General features: G+C 38.9%; 18 protein-coding genes and 1 other annotated feature. Of the genes, 13 read left to right on the top strand and 5 right to left on the bottom strand.

Annotation, left to right across the window (positions count from 1 at the left end; genetic code table 11):
• Window positions 1-290: 290 nt before the first annotated feature.
• From H605_RS0112810 to murJ, 3 genes are all read left to right on the top strand, one after another.
• A complete protein-coding gene (locus H605_RS0112810) occupies window positions 291-1,556 on the top strand; it encodes a YbfB/YjiJ family MFS transporter (protein WP_029054595.1) in 1,266 nt (421 codons plus the stop codon).
• Window positions 1,557-1,998: 442 nt separating this feature from the next.
• The gene (locus H605_RS0112815; RefSeq protein ID WP_081657939.1) at window positions 1,999-2,718 is read left to right on the top strand and encodes a Fic family protein; all 720 of its coding nucleotides are present in this window, start codon (window positions 1,999-2,001) and stop codon (window positions 2,716-2,718) included.
• Window positions 2,719-3,997: 1,279 nt separating this feature from the next.
• The gene (gene murJ / locus H605_RS0112825) at window positions 3,998-5,272 is read left to right on the top strand and encodes a murein biosynthesis integral membrane protein MurJ (protein WP_232321224.1); all 1,275 of its coding nucleotides are present in this window, start codon (window positions 3,998-4,000) and stop codon (window positions 5,270-5,272) included.
• A gap of 104 nt (window positions 5,273-5,376) precedes the next feature.
• Here the strand turns inward: murJ and H605_RS0112830 are convergent, their stop codons facing one another.
• Together H605_RS0112830 and H605_RS17865 are read right to left on the bottom strand one after the other, a co-directional pair.
• Entirely contained in the window at window positions 5,377-5,904 is a 528-nt protein-coding gene (locus H605_RS0112830) for a hypothetical protein (RefSeq protein ID WP_029054598.1), read from the bottom strand.
• Between the two features lie 27 nt (window positions 5,905-5,931).
• Complete coding sequence (locus H605_RS17865; RefSeq protein ID WP_037562045.1) at window positions 5,932-6,120, bottom strand: hypothetical protein; 189 nt, start codon at window positions 6,118-6,120, stop codon at window positions 5,932-5,934.
• 348 nt (window positions 6,121-6,468) lie between these two features.
• Between H605_RS17865 and H605_RS0112840 the strand changes: the two genes are divergently transcribed.
• The 3 genes from H605_RS0112840 (at window position 6,469) to H605_RS0112850 (ending at window position 11,025) form a co-directional block, all read left to right on the top strand.
• On the top strand, window positions 6,469-8,148 hold the full coding sequence (locus H605_RS0112840; protein ID WP_029054599.1) for a membrane protein: 1,680 nt from the start codon (window positions 6,469-6,471) through the stop codon (window positions 8,146-8,148).
• Between the two features lie 300 nt (window positions 8,149-8,448).
• Window positions 8,449-9,240, top strand: a complete 792-nt coding sequence (locus H605_RS0112845) for a gluconate 2-dehydrogenase subunit 3 family protein (RefSeq protein WP_029054600.1) — start codon at window positions 8,449-8,451, stop codon at window positions 9,238-9,240.
• A gap of 27 nt (window positions 9,241-9,267) precedes the next feature.
• A complete protein-coding gene (locus tag H605_RS0112850; RefSeq protein WP_029054601.1) occupies window positions 9,268-11,025 on the top strand; it encodes a GMC family oxidoreductase in 1,758 nt (585 codons plus the stop codon).
• 78 nt (window positions 11,026-11,103) lie between these two features.
• Here the strand turns inward: H605_RS0112850 and H605_RS0112855 are convergent, their stop codons facing one another.
• The gene (locus H605_RS0112855; protein WP_029054602.1) at window positions 11,104-11,802 is read right to left on the bottom strand and encodes a pseudouridine synthase; all 699 of its coding nucleotides are present in this window, start codon (window positions 11,800-11,802) and stop codon (window positions 11,104-11,106) included.
• Between the two features lie 471 nt (window positions 11,803-12,273).
• Between H605_RS0112855 and H605_RS0112860 the strand changes: the two genes are divergently transcribed.
• The 4 genes from H605_RS0112860 to H605_RS0112875 all read left to right on the top strand — a co-directional run bounded on the left by H605_RS0112860 (window position 12,274) and on the right by H605_RS0112875 (window position 15,730).
• A complete protein-coding gene (locus tag H605_RS0112860) occupies window positions 12,274-12,795 on the top strand; it encodes a GNAT family N-acetyltransferase (protein ID WP_029054603.1) in 522 nt (173 codons plus the stop codon).
• A 211-nt stretch (window positions 12,796-13,006) separates the two neighbouring features.
• Window positions 13,007-13,207 carry a cold-shock protein gene (locus H605_RS0112865; protein ID WP_029054604.1) on the top strand — a complete coding sequence of 67 codons (201 nt, stop codon included), beginning with the start codon at window positions 13,007-13,009 and terminating at the stop codon, window positions 13,205-13,207.
• A 105-nt stretch (window positions 13,208-13,312) separates the two neighbouring features.
• Window positions 13,313-13,786 carry a peptide-methionine (S)-S-oxide reductase gene (locus H605_RS0112870; RefSeq protein WP_029054605.1) on the top strand — a complete coding sequence of 158 codons (474 nt, stop codon included), beginning with the start codon at window positions 13,313-13,315 and terminating at the stop codon, window positions 13,784-13,786.
• Between the two features lie 132 nt (window positions 13,787-13,918).
• Window positions 13,919-15,730 (top strand): M3 family oligoendopeptidase, encoded by a 1,812-nt coding sequence (locus H605_RS0112875; RefSeq protein ID WP_029054606.1) that lies wholly within the window; start codon window positions 13,919-13,921, stop codon window positions 15,728-15,730.
• A 57-nt stretch (window positions 15,731-15,787) separates the two neighbouring features.
• Here the strand turns inward: H605_RS0112875 and brnQ are convergent, their stop codons facing one another.
• On the bottom strand, window positions 15,788-17,089 hold the full coding sequence (brnQ, locus tag H605_RS0112880; protein ID WP_029054607.1) for a branched-chain amino acid transport system II carrier protein: 1,302 nt from the start codon (window positions 17,087-17,089) through the stop codon (window positions 15,788-15,790).
• A 266-nt stretch (window positions 17,090-17,355) separates the two neighbouring features.
• Window positions 17,356-17,608, bottom strand: a binding site (T-box leader).
• Between the two features lie 375 nt (window positions 17,609-17,983).
• Window positions 17,984-18,544, bottom strand: coding sequence for a TetR/AcrR family transcriptional regulator (locus H605_RS0112890; protein ID WP_029054608.1), 561 nt, complete (start codon window positions 18,542-18,544; stop codon window positions 17,984-17,986).
• Between the two features lie 264 nt (window positions 18,545-18,808).
• On the opposite strand from H605_RS0112890, the gene H605_RS0112895 reads away from it, so the two are divergent.
• From H605_RS0112895 to H605_RS0112905, 3 genes are all read left to right on the top strand, one after another.
• Window positions 18,809-19,732: a DsbA family protein gene (locus H605_RS0112895; protein WP_198040340.1), complete on the top strand. Its 924-nt coding sequence runs from the start codon at window positions 18,809-18,811 to the stop codon at window positions 19,730-19,732.
• 2 nt (window positions 19,733-19,734) lie between these two features.
• Window positions 19,735-20,040 carry a monooxygenase gene (locus H605_RS0112900; RefSeq protein ID WP_029054610.1) on the top strand — a complete coding sequence of 102 codons (306 nt, stop codon included), beginning with the start codon at window positions 19,735-19,737 and terminating at the stop codon, window positions 20,038-20,040.
• Between the two features lie 98 nt (window positions 20,041-20,138).
• Entirely contained in the window at window positions 20,139-20,876 is a 738-nt protein-coding gene (locus H605_RS0112905) for a pirin family protein (protein ID WP_051210582.1), read from the top strand.
• Window positions 20,877-20,932: the final 56 nt, after the last annotated feature.

Raw genomic sequence — 20,932 nt, forward strand, 5'->3', positions numbered from 1 at the left:
TGCCCGCGGAACGCGTCCGCCTGGAACGCAGATCAACGGTGCCATCCCACTTGCTTTCCATATCGACTCTTCGATAATATTATTATGTAAACCAGAATGAATTTTATTATAAAGAAGTTGGAATATTCTATCATGAATGCTATAGTGTAAATGTTAGAGTTCACACATTAGACATAAGTTAACCACCTCAGAAATGTTGCCAAACCTACTATGATTAAACACCCTGACGCAACTCTGAGTAAATATCTTCACTAGAAATTTTACAATGAATGAAAAAGGGTGGGATCCGTATGCTAGCTAAGGAACACGAACAAAACATTTGGAAATACGCATTTGCAAGCGTCGCCGTCACTGTCAGTTCTCTCGGATTTGGACGGATGTCGTATGGAATCATTATGCCTTTCATGAAAGAAAACCTAGCCATGTCCTATAAACAAGCAGGACTGCTCGCAACGACGGTGTCAATTGGCTATTTGTTGATGGTGATATTTGTTGGATTGCTTGTGACTAAATACGGCGCGAAAAAGCTCGTGATTTTTGGAACAGGTCTCGTTTCATTCGGACTATTTATGCTTTCATTCGTCTCTGGTTATGGCTGGACACTTTTCGCCATGCTGCTCCTCGGAATAGGAACTGCTTTCACCTATACGCCGCTCATCACCATACTCGTCGGTTGGTTTCCGAGGAAGCGCGGCATGCTTATCGGATTTCTCGTTAGTGGCATGGGGTTAGGAACACTCATTTCAAGCGCGTTAATTCCGTTCTTCACCACATGGTTCGGCGATATGGGCTGGCGCTATCTATGGTTCTTCTATGGTGCTGTGTCGATTGTTTCAATAATAATTGCGATGATTATTTTACGTGACCCGCCGATCCCATTACTGCCAAAGGAAACCCAGAAACGCTCATTTTGGACGAAAGTATACGTAAATAAACGCGTGCTTCGTGTCGCATTCATTTACGGACTCGTTGGATTTGCTTATTTGGTCCCGCAAAGCTTCTTGTTCAGCTATATTCTCGAAGTGGGACTTACGAAATTTCAAGCGGGGCAGATCATGGCGATTAGCGGTATCATGACGATTTTTAGTGGTCCGTTATGGGGGGGAGTATCTGACCGGATCGGAAGAAAATCTGCGTTGCTAGCGACACTCGGGATTGGTGCAGTATCCCTCATTATTCCTGTGATTTTCCCAGTGTATAGTGGACTTATCGTCAGTCAATTCCTATGGGGTACGACAATTGTCGGGATGCTGTCGCTCTGCCAAGCGTTGTCTACGGAACAAGTGCATCCGACGTACGCACCTGTTGCACTAGGTTATGTAACGTTCTTCTTTGCGGCAGGACAGTTGCTCGGACCGGGCATCGGTGGCTGGATCATCGACCGTTTCGAGCAAATTCCACTCGCGCTAATTATGTGCAGTGTCCTACTCGCTTTGGCGTTCTTGCTGACGATTCGAATGAACGCGCATGCGGTGGATGTGGATGTGACGGAGTTGGAAGCGAAGCCTATGTTGAAAAGTATTTGCATGAAGGAAATTTCTGCGGAGGAATTGTGAATTTCATGGAAGTTACTGTATTGTCAAATGATATATGATTTCACTCATATGCACCTTAAAATAAGGTACGTGAGATAGGTAAATGTATGTTGGAAGAAATATAGGCGCTGACATTCCGGTAGAGGAATGCGGCGCCTTTTTAAAATTTGTAGTAGTAGTATTCCAAAACATTTATCTAATTAAAGCCGAACCTGGAATCCGATATATTATCGGAAGTTAGCGGACCATTTTTGTCGTATTGGCGCCGCAGATGCACAGTTTGCTCGTATAATGATAAATAAACGAATGGTAGAATATGAAGTGTATAGTATACTTGGCAATAGTTTTAGTTAATGATGCTTTTTAAAAGAAGGTATTATTTAAGTGTAGAAATTTCACGATATACAGTACAATAATAGAGATACTCTGGATGTATAATTAGGAGGTTACTCATTTGTTTAAAATGGTAAATGAAAAAAAAATGCAATTAGATGCTGCTCGTCCCTTGCCTAAATTCACTTTGAAAAGTTTACGAGAAAAGTTATTTCTAGAGTGGACCTATAATTCGAATGCCATTGAAGGAAACACATTAACCATGAATGAAACGAAAGTGGTTCTTGAGGGGATTACGATTGGCGGTAAAACACTAAGAGAACATTTAGAGGTAATCAATCATCGTGACGCTATTACGTATGTCGAAGAAATTGTCCAAATGAAAGAAACACTTTCAGAATGGCAAATAAAAAATCTACATCGTTTAGTGCTGAAAGGAATTCATGATGAATATGCAGGTGCATACCGTCAAGAACAAGTCTTTATTGCTGGTGCTAGACACAGACCACCCGCACATTATCTGATTCAAGAAAAAATGGATCAAATGATGAAATGGTATCGTAACGAAGGTGTCGATCTTCATCCAGTGGAGCGTGGAGCTATGTTACATGCTATTTTTGTTGGCATCCATCCCTTTATAGATGGGAATGGCCGTACCTCAAGACTGTTGCTTAATTTAGAACTAATGAAAGACGGATTTCCTCCAGTCATTATTAAGGTGGAAAATCGATTAGCTTATTATGATGCACTTGATAAAGCACATACAACAGAAGATTATAACGATTTCATAGCACTAGTAGAACATGAAGTAGAAGATTCTCTCGACTTATATTTAAGTACAATAAGTTAAAAAATTCTCTATATTGAAGTATCCTGTTTAGTTCACTGATACAAAAACGCAATTAAACAACAAAGAGTTCCTATTTTTTAAGAATGGGGACTCTTTGTTGTTTAACTCTGTATTAACCTTTGAGGCTGAAAAACAAAAATTATTAGATGGTTTATTTGCTGATGAATTAACACGTATGCAATAACTGTTGTAACTCTGCTAATATATGTTCTAATTTCACTGTTGATTTGTAGGTTAAGAACACATTGTTGGATTTTACTAACTCATTAAAAAGGTACTATTAATTAAACCCTATCAATTTTTTTATTTCATGATCGAACCCGATGACGGGATAGTGATTGGAACCCGTTGATCTGCGCTTCAGTCGGACGCTTTTTGGAGGGCGGGCGGTTAAACACACCACCACTGCAAAGATGTGCTCCTAACGTTGCGCTTTTACTCGCAAAATCGTACTACGGGCTTTCGCTCAGAAAACCTAAGTGAGTGCTTCTAAACTTATTTATTACAGCCCCAATTGGAGGATCACCGGATACAAGTTATACTCCAAATCCAAACAAAACTATTAACAACAGTGGTAAAGCTAAACTAATCATAAAGAGAATTATTACCGAAAAGCCCAAGTGCTTAAGCTTCTCATTCTCCATTTTTTTGAAGGCCCGAACACCAAGAATAATACCGTCTATTACTAAGTACAATACCAGAGAAAAGAGTATTCTAATAAAGACCTATTCTTTAGAATTTGGATTTACAGATATAAAATAACTTATCCTAAATAAGATTACACCCACAATACATACTTAATGCAAGTGACCATTTACTCTTCTTTTGTAAAGCCATAATTTCATCCCTTATAGCCAAATTGATTCAAAATGATATGTTTTCTTATAACTTTAAAAGATTAGAATACTGAATGTACACAGATACTTCATGCCAGAATCGCATCTGAAAGATGATTTTTTAAAATCACCTTAATTTAAATATGTATGATAATAAAGAAGTGTTTCTTTCGTGTCTGTGTAGTGACGATTAAAGTTAATTATTATATTCGTTAATATCTCATCTATTTTCATTTAATTATCTGTAGAATACAGAGTGATAGCATCGTCTGTCCAAAATACTTTTACCATATTGAGGGATAAAGCATCTCATGTATGATAATTCTGATATAATTTATGAAACAGTTGTGCAAAAAAATGCATAGTCTTCGTTTAATAAAACACTCGAAATTACTTTTGTATTTCGGTCTGTGTAGAAGGGTCAGATTGTATCAATGAGTAAAATGATGAAAATTATTGGGGCCGTTGCGATCATCAATATAATGGCCAGGTTATTTGGTTTTATTAGAGAGATAGCTATAACGAATGAGTATGGTACATCGAATACAGCTGATGCTATTGCAACTGCATATTCAATTCCAAACTTTATTTATCTTGTTGTTGGCGGTGGATTAACGACTGCGTTTATATCCGTGTATCATTCAACGAGATCAGATAAAACGATGTATGTTCGGAAGTCACTTACGACTGTTCTTATGACTTCAGTTTTCGTAACCGTTACATTAATCATCTTTGTAGATCCCACTTTGAAACTTTTTTTCAAAAATCGGAATGCAGAAGAATATGCATTATTACACAACCTATACCTTTGGATGATGCCATCTGCAATTATCCTTGTCTTATCGACGTGGATGAGCGGAGTGCTAAATGTAAACGGTAAATACAACCTGTCCAGTGTTGCAGTTCTTCTATATAATGTAGCTTTCGTAGCGATAGCTGTCTTGCTAACCAGTTACTTCGGTCCCGAATCATATGGAATCGGTGCTTTATGTAGTGCTCTATTAATGGGTGGATTTCTGTATGTAGGACTTCGAAAATCAAAACTGTATTCATTAAAACCGTCACTCGGTATGTCTGAAGATATTAAGAAGTTATGGGTGATTGCTTTGCCGATATTGTTTGGTGGGGCTTCGTTACAATTCTATATTCTGATTCATAGAATTATGTCTAACTGGTTTGGTGAAGGCGTGACTACCGTGGTTAACATTGCTTCGAAGTCGACTGGACTTCCTCAGGCCATCTTGATGACTGCAGTAACGACCGTAATTTATCCTCTCCTTAGTAAAAAAGAAGGGGAGGGTAACATGGAGACGATCCGAACTCTTTATAAAAAAGGATTACTTTATTTATTCGCCCTACTCGTACCAGCAACAGCTATCGCTTATTTCTTTGCTGAACCGCTTATCAGTCTTGTCTTTGAGCGTAAAGAATTTACAAGAGAATCGGTCTTGCTTACGGTACCGATATTCCGTGCATTTTCGCTGTCGATGTTTTTTCTCGCTGCGAATACTTTTATCACTCGATTCTACTATGCAAAAGCCAACTCAATAGCGCCGGTATTATTTAGTGTAATTAGTGTCCTTGGCATCAATGTAGGAGTTATCTATCTGATGATGGACTCATTTGGTGCTTCCGCAATTGCTTATGGTACGACAATTAGTGCAGCCGCAAACTTTTTGATGCTTGTTATATATGCAAGGATGAAATGGAAATTATAAAAAAGGTCAGTTTATAGTATGCTTGTACTCAAGTAAGGGGGTGCCATTCTTTTGGAATGGCACCCCCTTACTTGAGTAAGAAAAGTACAAACGCGAATAGGGTATTATATAAAGTCTTTTATAGTTAATTCTAGTGTATCTCCATCTAGTTCTAACAAAAATGTATTATCCCAATTCATTAACTCCTTACATGTGATAGATAACGTATTATTGACCCAACCAGTAAATGTAATCATGTCCATCATTTCTACTGGACTTTCCAAAAGTGTTTTATCTTTTAAATTGGCTTCTATCTTTTCAATAGTATAATCATCAGTCAGTATGAATTCCCCTGATGGAGTTACAGTTAAACTTTGATAAATATGTCGAGACTCATATTCGATTATGTCTCCACTAAGACAATCCATTTGAAATAGATAATCTGAAGTGAGAACTAGTACATTATTATATTTCTTTGATAATGCAACAGCACGCGGCGCGTCTCTGAATTCACCACACCATTCAATAAAATCCTCGTTCTCAAATTTTATCCATGTCCAACTTTGGGAATTCCATGGACTTGCAACATCATAAATCTTCTCTTGGTATAGGCCTGAATATGGTTGGTCTATTATTTCCGCTTTGGTTATCAACTAGTTCGCCCTCCAAAAATCGGGTATTTATAAAGAATATTTATTTGCGCTATCTTGATCCATACAATTCGAACAAAAAATATCACTTTCTTTTTTCAAATACGCTTTAATTTCGACCACCATGCTATTCTTTGGAGCTTTCATCTTTGCATAGATTTCTTCTCCATCTAGAATTTCTCGATTGCTAGTAGAGCAATATAAAGTTCGTTTAAACATTTGAACATCTCCTTTTTTAGAATCTGGCTCAATTGTTGAACAACGATATCTTTTTCATAACTCAATGTCATTGTACCAAAACTTCTAGAGGAACCTTCAAAAAAGTGAAAAACAGCGCTGAATACGGTGCGAATTAATGTGCTAAATCGCATGTTAATTTGTTTGAACTTCACTTTTGTACCACGTTACTGACGGATTAACTTGGCGGTACTGTGCTTTAATCGGGCTGTTTGATAATTACACACTACATCTCCTGTTTTTTAGTTGAAATAAATATGAAACGATTTCCTAACTTATCCGTATACGTAGTAGGAAGCAAAATCTAGTAACCGGAAAAGAGTGTTGGATATGTTGAGTTTACTACTATTTTCATTACTTGTAGGGGTCGTGGCGAGTACGATTATCGTTCCATTCCTCTCTGTAAATAACAAAAAAGAACCGTTGTCTTTTAACCGGTGGGTCGCTTTTGGGACACTGACGGTGATCAGTTCGATTGGGGTATTCATATTTTATTACGTGACGAATTTAGATCGAAACTGGACCTCGCTGTGGGCATTGCTACTGATCGTCGCTATTTTAGGGGCAGTTGTTTCTCAAGGTATGGAGCGTAAAGTCAAAATGGTCGTGTCGTTGGCAGCGTTACTCGTTGGAGTGTATGTGTTAAGTGCACCTCTTTTTAACGCAAATAAAAAGTATGAAACGGTTGCGATGACGCAAAAAGTGGAAATTACTGCGTTTGATGAAACGAAAACGCCGGCTAGTGTACCACCAAAGTTTGCACGCAATAAAATGAAAAAAGCATTTGGTCAAGTACCGGATACGAGTTATTATGAACTGGGACATTTACAAATTCAAAAAGTGAATGACGAATTTGTCTATATTGCACCTGTTGAGTTTTCAGGGTTTTTCAAATGGTTTAATGGCAAAACGACACCTGGTTACTTCACGATGAGTGCAACGGATTCCTCGGATAACCCGAAATTCATTAAAACGGAAATGGCCTATACGACGTCTTCTTACTTCCATAAAAAAGTGTATCGTAAAATGCGTATGGAAATGCCAGATTTGATATTTTACGGAGATGTTCAATTAGAAATTGATGATGAAGGGAAGCCGCATTATATTCGCACGTATGGAGAATTCATTACGGCGCGTAACGGATTTAACGCAAAAGGCATTGTCATGTTGGATCCTGAAACAGGTGCTACGAAGAAGTATGCGTTAAAAGATGTTCCTGAATTTATTAATGGAGCGGTTTCACCTGAAGCGGTAAGTCTTCAAAATAGCTATTTCGGAAATTATATTCATGGTTTTTGGAATTCACTTGTTGGGAAAAAAGATGTGAAGATTCCTTCAGATGAAGGGACAGAAGCGAATGTTAGCCCGATCTTTGATGCGGAAGGACATATGTATTACTTCACTGATTTCACCAGTCCGAAAGAAGGCGTGGATTCTATGCTTGGCTATGCGTTAACAGATGGTCGAACAGGGAAAGCTACGTATTATACGGGGGATTTGGAAGAGTCGTATATGGATTCACAAGGTGCGCTCCAGATTATTGAAAAGAAGTTTATCGAAAAGAAATGGAACGGTGAAATGCCTGTCTTGTATAACTTCTACGGTGAAGCAAGCTGGTTGACACCGGTACTCGATTCAAATGGATTCTTACAAAATTACTTTATTGTTTCCGCTGCGAATCCTGAGATCTCGGTATTTGCAAATTCACCAAACGAAGCGTTGAAATTGTATAAGACAGCACTTCAACGTGGTGGTAGTACAGTCGATGGAAGTTCTGATGCAGAAGAAGCGAAAGCGACGATTACAGCCATGCGCGTGTTTAAAGAACGCGTCGGTGATTTTACACTCGTTTCAATCTTAGCAAACGATGGTCGAAACTTCCTTGTTTCATCGGAAGTCGAGCCACTTTCGATTTATGTGGAAGAAGGCGATCAGCTGGCAGTGACGTATTTGGAAACGGGTGAGTTATTCCTACCTGTGAAGGAATTGGTTAATAAAAGTGTGAAATAACTGAGTGTGAAATGGCCTGACAGCGCATTAGCGTTGTCAGGCCATTTTTATAAATTATTTATTTACTTATACTTATAAGACTATTATATATCTATATTATCTAAAGAATAAATATATTCATACATAACGTATTGAATAGCAAAATGAACTGTGGTAAAGTCGGGATACTATGGTGAAATTGCTAATATTTTGGCGATAAATGTAGTCTGTAATTGGGTAGGAACGAATGAACAATTAAGCGCAACGCATTAAAGCAACGGATACTAATAGTTACTAACTTTCGTGTATAGGAGTGATTAAATGGCTGATAACAATAACCCAAAAACAGAAAGTCATGATCCAGGGCGTAGAAACTTTCTGAAAAACACCGGTCTAGTTGTAGGTGGTGTAGCAGGTGGATCTTTACTAGGTGGTTTATTTACGAATCAGATGAAATCAGATGACGGAAAAAAAGGAAAGAATGAAGAAACGGCCAAAGTGGATCCGTCCCATGCACGGGTGTTTTTCGGACGCTTTGAAGACTTTATCGTGTTAGCAACGGCTACAGAACTGATTTTCCCTGAAGACGACAACGGCCCGGGGGCTATCGGTTTAGATGTACCGTATTTTATCGATAAACAACTGGCAGGAACTTGGGGCATAAATGGTGACGACTATCGCCAAGCACCTTTTACCAATCTCGAAGGTTTGAAGAAGATTGAGAAGGCTGATGAAAAAGTGAATCATTCACGGGCGAACCGCGGGAAAATTTTCTTGGAAGGTTTACGCTTGATGAATGCAGAAAGTATGAAGCGATTTGATGCTTCTTTTGACCAAGCTACTGAAGAGCAACAACATGAAATCATGGGTGATCTTGCAGCGGGTAAGCTCGACATGAAATCTATTCCTTCAGATGCGTTCTTTGCGCTACTCAAGCAAGCCACATTAGAAGGCGCGTTTTCAGATCCTTTATATGGTGGCAATAAAAATATGGACGGTTGGCGTATGAAAGAATTTGCTGGGGCTCGACCATCTTATGCAGACGTCATTGAAAGTGAAGAATTTGTTAAACTAGATCCAATTAGTTTGACGGACTATCAAAGAAAGAAATAAATTCAACATTTTCAGGAGGTAGAAGATATGGCAGAAGAACTAAAGAAAGTAGACGTAGTAATTGTAGGTACTGGCTGGGCTGGTGGAATTACTGCTGCTGAACTCACGAAAAAAGGATACAAAGTAGTGGCACTTGAAAGAGGTAAAGAACAATCACGAAACGACTTCATTGGTGCGAAAGACGAATTAAAGTACTCCATTCGTTACGATATGATGCAAGATTTATCTAAAGATACTGTGACGGCTAGAGGTAGTATGGAAGAAACTGCAAAACCGGTCCGAAATAATAACTATGCACGATTTGGAAATGATACAGGCGGCGCTAGTGTCCACTGGAATGGCGTCAGCTTACGCTGGTTACCGTATGACTTTGAGATTCATAGTCAAACAGTTGAAAAATACGGCGCAAAAAAAATCCCGGAAAACTGTACGATTCAGGACTGGGGCATTACATACGATGAACTAGAACCGTATTATGATAAATTCGAAAAAACGGCTGGAGTGTCTGGTGAAGAAAACCCTGTTGGACCTCCACGTTCCGATAAGTATCCAAATCCGCCTTTGAAAACGACGCCATCGATTGAGTTGTTTAAAAAAGCTTCGACGAATCTTGGATATCACCCGTATCGTTTGCCAGCCGCTAATATGTCTGAGACCTATACAAATCCAGACGGCGAAACGATCAATGCGTGTATGTACTGTGCGTTCTGTGAAGAGTATGGTTGTGATTTCGGCGCCAAAGGAGATCCAATCGTAACTGTACTGGAAACAGCCAGAAAGACAGGGAACTTTGAAATTCGTAATGAATCCACGGTAACAGAAGTCATTCATGATGGAACGAAAGCTATCGGGTTAAAGTATATTGATAATATTACAGGTATTGAATATATCCAGCCTGCAGATATTGTTGTTTTAGCTGGATTTGTCTTTACGAATAATAAATTATTATTAAAGTCTAAAATAGGCAAGCCGTATAATCCGGAAACACAAGAAGGCGTGATCGGGAAAAACTTTACAGGTCACTTTAGTAATATTAGTACCTACATAGGTGCACGTGGCTTCTTTAATAATGAAAAGTGGAATTTATCAATGGGTACAGGCGCACTAGGTGCAAAAGTGGATGACTATGCAGGTGATAACGTAGATCATACGGACCTTGATTTCCTTCATGGTTATGAAATCCGTTACTACCATTTGGGGCAACGTCCGATTGATAATAACCACGTTCCAGAGGGCACGCCTGCATGGGGTAAGGAATACAAAGAGAAAAATTTGTTTTATCATAACCGTAGTTTAATCATTCGAGCGAAAACTGCTTTCCTGCCTAACCGCTATACGTATCTAGATTTGGATCCTACATATAAAGATGAATTTGGCGATCCACTAATTCGTGCGACAGTGCATTATGAAGAACAAGACATCAAACGTGCACAACATGGCGTTGAAACATGTAAGGAAATCATGACAGAAATGGGCGCGGATATTATTGACCTAGTCGACGTGCCGGACGACGTGAAGTTTGATAGTAAATTCTATACCAACCACTTCCTTGGTGGTGCCATAATGGGTGAAGATCCTGCTACATCCGCTGTGAATAATTATTCGCAAATGTGGGATATGGACAACTTGTTTGTGCTTGGTGGATCTTCCTTCCCGCATAACAGTAACCATGATCCTACTGAAACAATCGGTGCGTTCGCTTACCGTGCTTCAGAAGGTATGATCGAGTACCTTGGCGGTGAGGGTGGCTTGTTAGTAGAAGCCAAACAAACGAGCAAAGCGTAATTTCACAACAGTACGTGTAAGAATGTCCTACTATAATAGCCTAGCGTTGCACATGCGATGCTAGGCTGTTTTTAAAAGTTACGGTTTTAACTTCGCTATCTCTTCTTCAGTCAAGTAACGCCACTGTCCACGTTCCAGTGGTCCGAGCTCAATATGCTTGATACGAACCCTTTGCAAGTGCGTAACGGTATATTGAAACCGTCTGCACATTCTCCGGATCTGTCGATTCAATCCTTGTGTCAATGTTATGCGAAACGTCAAGTCATCCAACTGCGTAACGGGACAAGGGTTAGTCGTCGTATAGCCTTTTGTTCTTGGATTATAAATATCTACACCAGTTGATAAATCTTGTATAAACGTCCTCGTGATTTTTTTATTGACGGTTACGACATATTCTTTTTCCTGCTGGTTTTCTTCTTTCATTAACTCATTTACAATACTGCCATCATTGGTTAATAAAATGAGACCTTCCGTTTCTTTATCTAGTCGTCCAACGGGGAATATACGTTCAGGATAGGATATAAAGTCGATAATATTACCGGCAATAGCAGGAGAGGCTGTACAAGTGACCCCGCTCGGTTTATTAAGCATCATATAAATGTCTTGTGCCGTGTGCGTGATGGTCTGTCCGTCTATTTCGACGTGATCATCCTCTTCAACAAAATAAACATGTGAGGCAATCTCACCGTTCACTACAACCTTCTCTGCCGTAATATAGCGCTCCGCTTGTCTTCTGGAACAAAATCCCGAAGAACTAATATATTGATTTAACCTCAACGTGTCCGCTCCTTGTCTATCTAGGTGTTTCTTTTATTATAACATGTTTGCTATTTCACATAGTGACTTCAAGTGGATTACTACTATAGAAGGAAATCAACTTGCAGAGGTTGGGACAGAACAGAAAAAAACGTAAAGGGAATGAGTCCTTTACGCTTTTTTCTGTTCTTATCAGTAAATATTTTTTAGAGTATCAGAGTGTACCGGAACGGAGAAAGGCCGACTCCTGAGGGATCAGCGTGCGTCTTGAGACCCTGGACGGAGCAAAGCGAAGGAAGCGGCTCAAGCCACGCCCCTCGGAAAGCGTGCCTTTCGGAGTGCAGGGAAACGGGTTGAGATAGTTATGTCCCAGCCTCATGTTCTTTATAGTACGTAGAAAGCATGTAGTTATATTATAATGATAGTGTCTAAAGCGTAATCGTTTAAAATGGTCATCAAATTGCAGAACGTAGAAAACAGGAGGTGCTGTCAATGAAGATTGAAATTATACCTTTAACTGAACCAACATCCATGCTTGTGAATACGCTTAATCGGTGGGGCAACGATATGAATTTAAAATCATTGTCTCAACCTAATCCAAGTAGAGCGGAATTGGAACGAGAAAGCATTTTGACTATAGAAGATATATGCCATCGTTTAAAATACCAACATGTATACCTGATTTATTTGGAAAACCGATTAATAGGTGAAATGAGTTATACCGTTGACCCTGAACATCTGTTTCACAAGAAGTCGGAAACAGCATGGATCAGTATTTTGATTGGTGAGCCTCAATGTCGCGGAAAAGGGATTGGTGTAATGGCTTTGGAGTACTTGGAAGAGCAAGTGAGAAAGCATAGTCTCAAGCGAATCGAGCTAGGCGTGTTTGAATTTAATGAGCCTGCGTTGAAGCTGTATAAGAAATTAGGATATCAAGAAATAGGACGCATAGAAAACTTCACATATTATGAAGGAGACATGTGGGCTGACATCCGTATGGAGAAGTGTTTTTAATCTTTGAAGGATGTTCTTCTTGGTCTTTAATTCACAAAGAAATATTTGAGTTGCTTTTTTATTTAATCTCTGTTATATTTAAAGAGTATTATCTTTGTTCTTTTTCAGATCGAGAATATATTTCCAGTAAATATATTTTGTTTTTCGTCTAAAGTTTTGAGCAAGTATAGTAACTTATTGTGTGGACAACCGCACTAGGAGGCAATTAATTATGGAACAAGGTACAGTAAAATGGTTTAACGCAGAAAAAGGTTTTGGCTTCATCGAACGTGAAGCAGGGGAAGACGTATTCGTACACTTCTCAGCAATTCAAGGCGAAGGTTTCAAATCTTTAGACGAAGGTCAAAGTGTAACATTTGAAATCGAACAAGGACAACGTGGCCTACAAGCTACAAACGTTCAAAAAGCTTAATAACAGCTTGAAAGAGACCCTACTTGTAGGGTCTTTTTTTATTTGCTAAAATTTATTTATTAATATTCATTATGTCAATTATTCACACATGAGAGGAGTCTCAATATGGAAGTTGTATATATTGCCGGTGGCTGTTTGTGGGGAGTACAGGCTTTTATAAAAACTTTACCTGGCGTGACGTGTACGGAAGCTGGGAGGGCAAATGGATCGGGTCATACACTGGAAGGCGATTATGATGGGTACGCTGAATGTGTAAAAACAGAATTTGATCCTACAGTTGTAACAATCAAGAGAGTAATGGAGTATTTATTTGAAATCATTGATCCATATAGTTTGAATAAACAAGGGGCAGACATTGGCGAGAAGTACAGAACAGGTATCTATAGTGAAAATCCTGAACACTTGAAAGAAGCGAAAGCGTTTCTTAAGGAGAGAAGTGATGCTGACCGTATAGTGGTGGAAGTACTTCCTCTTACAAATTATGTGAGAAGTGCAGACGAACATCAAGACAGATTGGCTAAATGCCCAACTGATTATTGTCATATACCCGATGAGTTATTAAATAAGTATAAAAATTAAAGGATGCGTAGTTGAAATCAAGAAGAATGAAAAAGCCATATCATGAGTAGGGTATACTACACACGGTTAACAAAACTTTCTTATTTTAGTAACAAAGTTTACAGTAGAGAGATCAAAGGAGAGTGACATACAGTGAAATATAGTAACACGTGGGATTTAGAAAGTATTTTTGCGGGTGGAACTAATTCTGAGGAAGTACAAACGAAACTTTTGGCTGTCAAAGAAAATATTGCCCTTTATGCAGTTGAGTTAAACGCGTGGAACAGTGAGCCAGCAAACGATGCCGCTACTTTGCAAGCACTATTAAAAAAGCAAGAAGTCATCGGTAAAAGTTTGGGCCAAGTAGGAACATTTATCAATATGTGGCGTGACGCCTTTATGGATGATCCATATGCAAGCGTTGTCAAAGGCCAAGTAATGGAACTAAGCAGTGAAATCCAGCAACTATCTACAATCTTTACTAAAAAATTAGTAGCCATCTCGGATGAACACTGGGATACACTTCTTAAAAACGATAATTTACACGTAATTAGTTTCTCGTTAAATGAAATACGTGAAGACGGTAAACGTCTATTATCAGAAGCAGAAGAAAAGCTCATTGCTAAATTAAATAAAGACGGTCTCGCTGCATGGAGTGATCTTTACAATACAGTAGGCTCTACTATGACCGTTCCCTTTACAGATCAAGACGGAAAAACAATCGACTTGTCTATTGGGCAAGCTATGAACAAAATGTACGCAGATCCTGACGCAGAAGTGCGTGCAGTGCTTTTTGAAGACTGGGAAAAGACATGGTCTACGAATGGACCAATCTTTGCAGACATCTTAAATCATTTAGCGGGGTATCGTTTAACGTTACAAGAGGCTCACGGAAGAGAGGGCCATTTAGAAGAGCCCCTTGAATATAACCGAATGTCTGAAGATACGCTTACTGCGATGTGGTCCGCAGTGGACGCGCAAAAGCAAACATTTATTAATTATTTAGGAAGAAAAGCAGATTTGTTTGGCATGGATCAACTCGGTTGGCAAGACGTGGCGGCTCCAGTTGCGGTAGGCGAAACGAAGCCGACACGTTTCACATATGACGAAGCTTGTGATTTTATTATTGATAACTTCGCTTCATTTGGTCCAAAATTGACTGAATTTACGAAACACGCAATAGAAAATCGCTGGGTTGAAGCGGAAGATCGTGCAAACAAACGTCCAGGTGGTTATTGCACAAGCTTGCCTGAATTTGAAGAGTCACGTATTTTCATGACGTTCACGGGTTCACCAAGTGATACGAGTACATTAGCACATGAATTAGGCCATGCATTTCATAGTCACGTAATGAAAGATTTACCGACACTGAACCGTAGTTATGCGATGAACGTCGCAGAAACAGCGAGTACGTTTGCTGAAACGATTATTGCGGATGCGACGGTGAAAAATGCTGCATCGGATGAAGAAAAAATCTCCCTTTTAGCTAACAAATTAGAAGGCGCGACAGCGATGTTTTTAAATATCCGCGCCCGCTTCTTATTTGAGGACCGCTTTTATACTGAACGTGCAAAAGGCATTGTATCAGAAAATCGCTTGAATGAATTAATGGTAGAAGCACAAAAAGAAGCATTTGGTACTAGCTTATCTTCTTATCATCCGCATTTCTGGGCAGCCAAGTTACACTTCTTTATCGATAGCGTGCCGTTTTATAACTTCCCGTACACATTTGGGTACTTGTTCAGCCTAGGAATTTACGCAGAATACTTGAAACAGCCTGAAGGATTTGAAGAGAAGTATATTGCGCTATTGCGTGATACAACAGGATCGATGAAAGTAGAAGACCTAGCGAAGAAACATCTAAACGTAGATATTACGAAAGAAGATTTTTGGGCAGCCGGCATTGCGCTAGTTGCTAAAGATGTAGAAGAGTTTATTGGATTGACGAATACAGTACAGAAGTAAACCTGAAGACAAAAAATCCTGCTCCTTTTATAAAAGAAGCGGGATTTTCTATTTGTTTTACTTATTTCCTTTTTGGCTGAACTTATCAATTATGTAACCAGTCAATGCTGCAACGAACGCTGGTAATGCCCAGCCAAGTCCGTATTCGAAAAACGGAATAATTTTTAACCACTCGGTAACCCGATCCGGGCTATACCCTGTGCTAGTCAATACTTCGTATAACGCAAAAATGGATGTAATACATATGGAAAGACGATACATCATCTTTCCACCACCTGCAACATGTTGGAATAAAGACAAAATGATTAACACAATAGAGATCGGATAAATAAACACTAATAAAGGGATTGCCAATGCTAATATAGCATTCAATCCTAAATTAGATACTAACAAGGCGAATAATACAAAAATAGCGACATATGCCTGGTAACTGATCTTCGGATATATTTCATTAAAGAATCTTGAACAGGCATTGATTAGACCGACACAAGTCGTTAAACATGCCAGCATGACGATGACTCCGAAAAGAAGTCCACCACCGCTTGGGAACAACATGCGGGCTGCTTCAGTTAATACTTCAGCGCCATTTCCAAGAGCTTGTTCTTTAGGAATTACCTTACCAATCCATCCTAGTGAAAAATAGACAGTAGCCAATCCGATGCTAGCTATGATGCCGGCACCAAACGTGCCTTTAACAAGTTCCGACTTCGACTTCGAACCTTTATCTCTTAAAGCGTTGATCACGACAATCCCAAACGCCAGCGCTGCGACAGCATCCATCGTGAAATAGCCTTCCAAGAACCCGTTAACAAATGGAGCTGACGCATAATCTTCTTTCGGAGCAAAGGAAATATTATCAAATTTGATAAACGCTTGGACGACTAGCACTCCTAAAACCAACAATAGAATAGGTGTTAAAAATTGGCCGATACGATCCACGATTTTTTTAGGGTTTAAACTGATGTAGTATGTTAAGGCGAAAAATAGTATAGAGAATACAAGCAAAGGGAAATTGCCATCGACTTGAACTATTTGTTTGAACCCTAATTCATATGCAACATTTGAAGCTCTTGGTATGCCGTAAAAAGCTCCGATAGACATATAGATGATAATCGCGAAAACGATTCCAAATACTTTATGTACCCGGCTACCCATCGATAACAGACCGTTATCAGACAAGGCGATCGCCATGACCGCCATAAACGGTAGTAGAACGCCTGTGATGAGGAAGCCAGCAATTGCGGGGGCAAAGTTCGTTCCTGATTCTAACCCGAGAAATGGGGGAAAGATGAGATTTCCAGCTCCGAAAAATAAAGAGAAGAGCATGAATCCTGTGAATAGTATGTGTTTTTTACTCATTAGAGTACCTCCTGATGTTTGTATGTGTATGTGTGTCTAGAGCAAAATGAATGTATCAAGTGTAGAAATGTGGTCTCGTTGTAATTGTAATCTAGAATATTGCGACTTTGCAAAATATAGTGTCAATTAAATCCGTTAATTTCCCGACATAGTTGATTTCGACGTATACATTTCACTACGAAACATCATTTCTATAAAAAGTCTGTTGCTATGTACATCATAAATCTTCTCTCCTTTATTTTTGCGCATAAAAAACTCGCCCCCTAAATAGGGACGAGTTTTTACTCGCGATACCACCCATGTTCCAAAAAGCTTCGTAAATGATGAAAAAATCTAATTCTTGATCACCTTACGATTATACGTGTTCCATGTAACGTTGGAAATCCGGCAAAATTTACTATTTTCAACTTTGCATCTAAGAGATGATTTTCGGATAAGATTTGCTCATCGACTTTCACCAAATGTCGACTCTCTGGGGAACAAGCTTCCTATCGTACTTTTTCTCGTCATTGAATATTATATACTACAATACAATTTAACAGATAACTATTAGAAACGTCAATACATTTTAATATATTCAGAATATTAACGCGATATTATTTGTTGGAATAGGAGGAAAATTCAGCCAAGAGTGGAAGGTTTAGAGTTTTTCTATTGTAGTACCGATACTAGGTTTATTAAAACGCCGATTATGTTTTTGGCTATTCGATACTTTTCGTGAATTAACCCTTCACTAAAGGCTGTGGATTTCATCGCGCTGTGGAGTGCATTGTCAGAAGCACGAGCTATTGAGGGTAGCAGCAAGATGTAGAGAATGACTAAGACAGCACGAAACCTTGTATATAATCCATTCATATATTGTCATATCTCATCTATTATGTACATGTTACATGCTTATACACCGTTATCCCTTGGCAGTAAATGAGGGAGGGCTAATTGAATAAATTCCTCCGGTGTAATTTCGTTACTCTTTCTTTTCCATTCAACAGAAGCGCCGTAAATTCCCCAGCTTAATATAACAGCGGTAATTTTCAACCCTTCATCTTCTTCCGTGGGATGTGGTTTTAACAGCATTTTATAAAAAATGATTTCGAGCTGTTCTCTAATATTCCGAGCTATGGTATCCTCATATCCTCTGTGACAACGATTCGATAATGATTGTTGGAAGTTCGTGATTGCTACAAAAATACTCGTGATGACTTCTTCATTTAATTCCTTGTGTTGGTAATTACTACAATCCAAATTTACTAACAATACTTCCGATAATACCTTTTCCAATAAGTCATATATATCTTCAAAGTGGTAATAGAACGTGGCACGATTAATCATCGCTTCAGCTGCAATATCTGTAATGGTAATATCTTTAAATTCTTTTTTACCCGACAGTTCCATAAATGAATCCATGATTAATTTACGGGTACGTTGAATTCGTGGGTCCGTCTTTGGTTGATTCATGTTGTTCTCCCTCCTACTTTTCCAACAATTTCATCAAGGTGTTGCATAAGCGACAAAATCCAGTTTCTATTGGTGTTGATAAATTTCATTATGTTATAGAATGTAGTTGTAATCAAATGATTAACCCGTGAAGTAATGAATACTTTCTACAATCTGAATACACAGTAGGAGTAAACGCGATCAGTAACTTAATTCAAGCGGACGAAATTGATCGATACGTATTGTATAGAAAAGAGGAATAATTCATTGAAAAACAACAAGAATATGATATGTGATATAGAAACAGGTGTATGTGGAGAAGCTGGAAATGAGAAGATGGAAATCATCGACTTTAATCAGCCGGCAAAAGAGATTAATCTTTATTACGTGACGGATCCTATTTGTTCTCATTGTTGGGCGATTGAACCTGAGCTCCGTCGTTTTGTAGAGCAGTATGGTAGTTATTTCAACATGCATACGGTGATGGGTGGTTTATTAGAAAAATGGCATGACGGGCCGATTGATCCCGCCAACGGAATTTATAAGCCAGCTGACGTCGCGGGTCACTGGAGAGAAGTTGGAGAACATTCAAGAATGCCGATTGATGGTAGTGTAATGATTGATCATCCCGTTCAATCTTCTTATCCACCATCTCGTGTATGGAAAATCATTCAAAAAAATTATAGTGACGCACTAGCATCTGCTTATTTACGTCGTACAAGAGAAGAACTTTTCGTATTCAATCAAAATATTTCGGAGCGTTCTGTAATGATTGAAATCGTCAATACTCTAGACCTGGACGGGGAAGCGATTGTCAATGAAGCTGAACAACCAATCGGACAACAATTATTGAATGAAGACTTTGCTTTAGCTAGAAGTTTAGGCGCTAGAGGTTTCCCAAGTATTCTGATGATCAATGCGGAAAATAAGGGCGTGAAAATTGTAGGTGGCCGTCCATTTGAATCATACGTTGACGGATTAAAAAAAGTGCTAGACGTGGAAGTACTTCAGCCGAAGGAACAACCAGCACTTTCTAGCTTACTTGAAAAGGAGAGACTACTTTTTTCAAAAGAAATTGAAGTCATGTACGATGTTGAACAATCCAATATACCTTCCTATGTAGAAAAAGAACTACCATCAAATGGTTATCAAGCAATAGAAATGCTAGGAGAAATCTATTTCACAACGACTGAATCCAAAGGAGAATGATCATGACATACGTATTACAAGTCGATTTTAAGATGAATGGGCCATTCGGACAAGAAATGGCAGAGGGTTTTGCAGACTTAGCGAAAAGTATCAATGAGGAAGAAGGATTCATTTGGAAAATATGGACAGAAGATCCTGAAGCAAATGAAGCAGGTGGAATTTACAATTTTGAAACAAAGGAATCAGCTGAAAAATATGTAGAGATGCATACAAAGAGATTAGCTAGCTTTGGTATCACTGACATTAATGCGAAAATCTTTGCTGTCAATTCTACACTTACTGCAATTAATAAAGGACCCGTAAAATAAAACCTGAAGTATTAGTATAAACACTTACAACAACATAAAATCGACTTCCTTTTGGATAGTCGATTTTATTATATACGGTGAAAAAGGGGGAGTTACTAGTGTTACAAAAACTTGCAGCAGGAAATCATACGGTGCCGTTTAGAGGGCCATTCACCATTACACGCGTTCAACCGGGGGATATTCTTGGAGATGAAACGACAGACACTGCATTTGGACCGTTGGCGATCATTGATCATGCGGTAATGAAAAAAGGGTTAACGATTAACATGCATCAGCATAAAAATGATGAAATTTTAAGCTATATTAGTTCAGGCATCATGCATCATCGAGATTCGGCGGGTTTTGAAGCGTCTATTGCACGAGGAAAATTAATGTTGATGAATGCAGGGGCTGGCTTTTGGCATGAAGAAAAAGTGAAAGAAGATGATGTTCAAATGCTTCAAATCTTCATCCGACCGAATGAAACCGATCTCTCACCAGAAATTCAATTTCATAATAAGCTGGTAGACAATGAGGATTGGTATGTCATGGTAGGTCCTAAAGGAAGCGAAGCGCCTCTTTATGTACGACAACACGTCTACATACTAGACGCGCATCCTAGTGCGGGTGAAGTGGTAGACGTTCCAGCCTATACAGGTCTCACACCTTTTCTATACGTCATGAATGGAGAGATTACGATGCAGCACCTCACAATTGGCAAACAAGAAGCGATAACCGATGTAGTCAATCCACTCCCACCGTTTATTGCGAATGAAGACACTACTATTGTATTGTTCTTCGTTGATCTAAATGCGCCCATGTCTATGGATGGAACTATTAGTGGTTGGAAGAACTAGCCGACGGATTCATTAACATAATTTAAAGTGTTGACATATGAAATGGACCCGTGGTA

The organism is Sporosarcina ureae DSM 2281, assembly GCF_000425545.1.
Taxonomy (GTDB): domain Bacteria; phylum Bacillota; class Bacilli; order Bacillales_A; family Planococcaceae; genus Sporosarcina; species Sporosarcina ureae.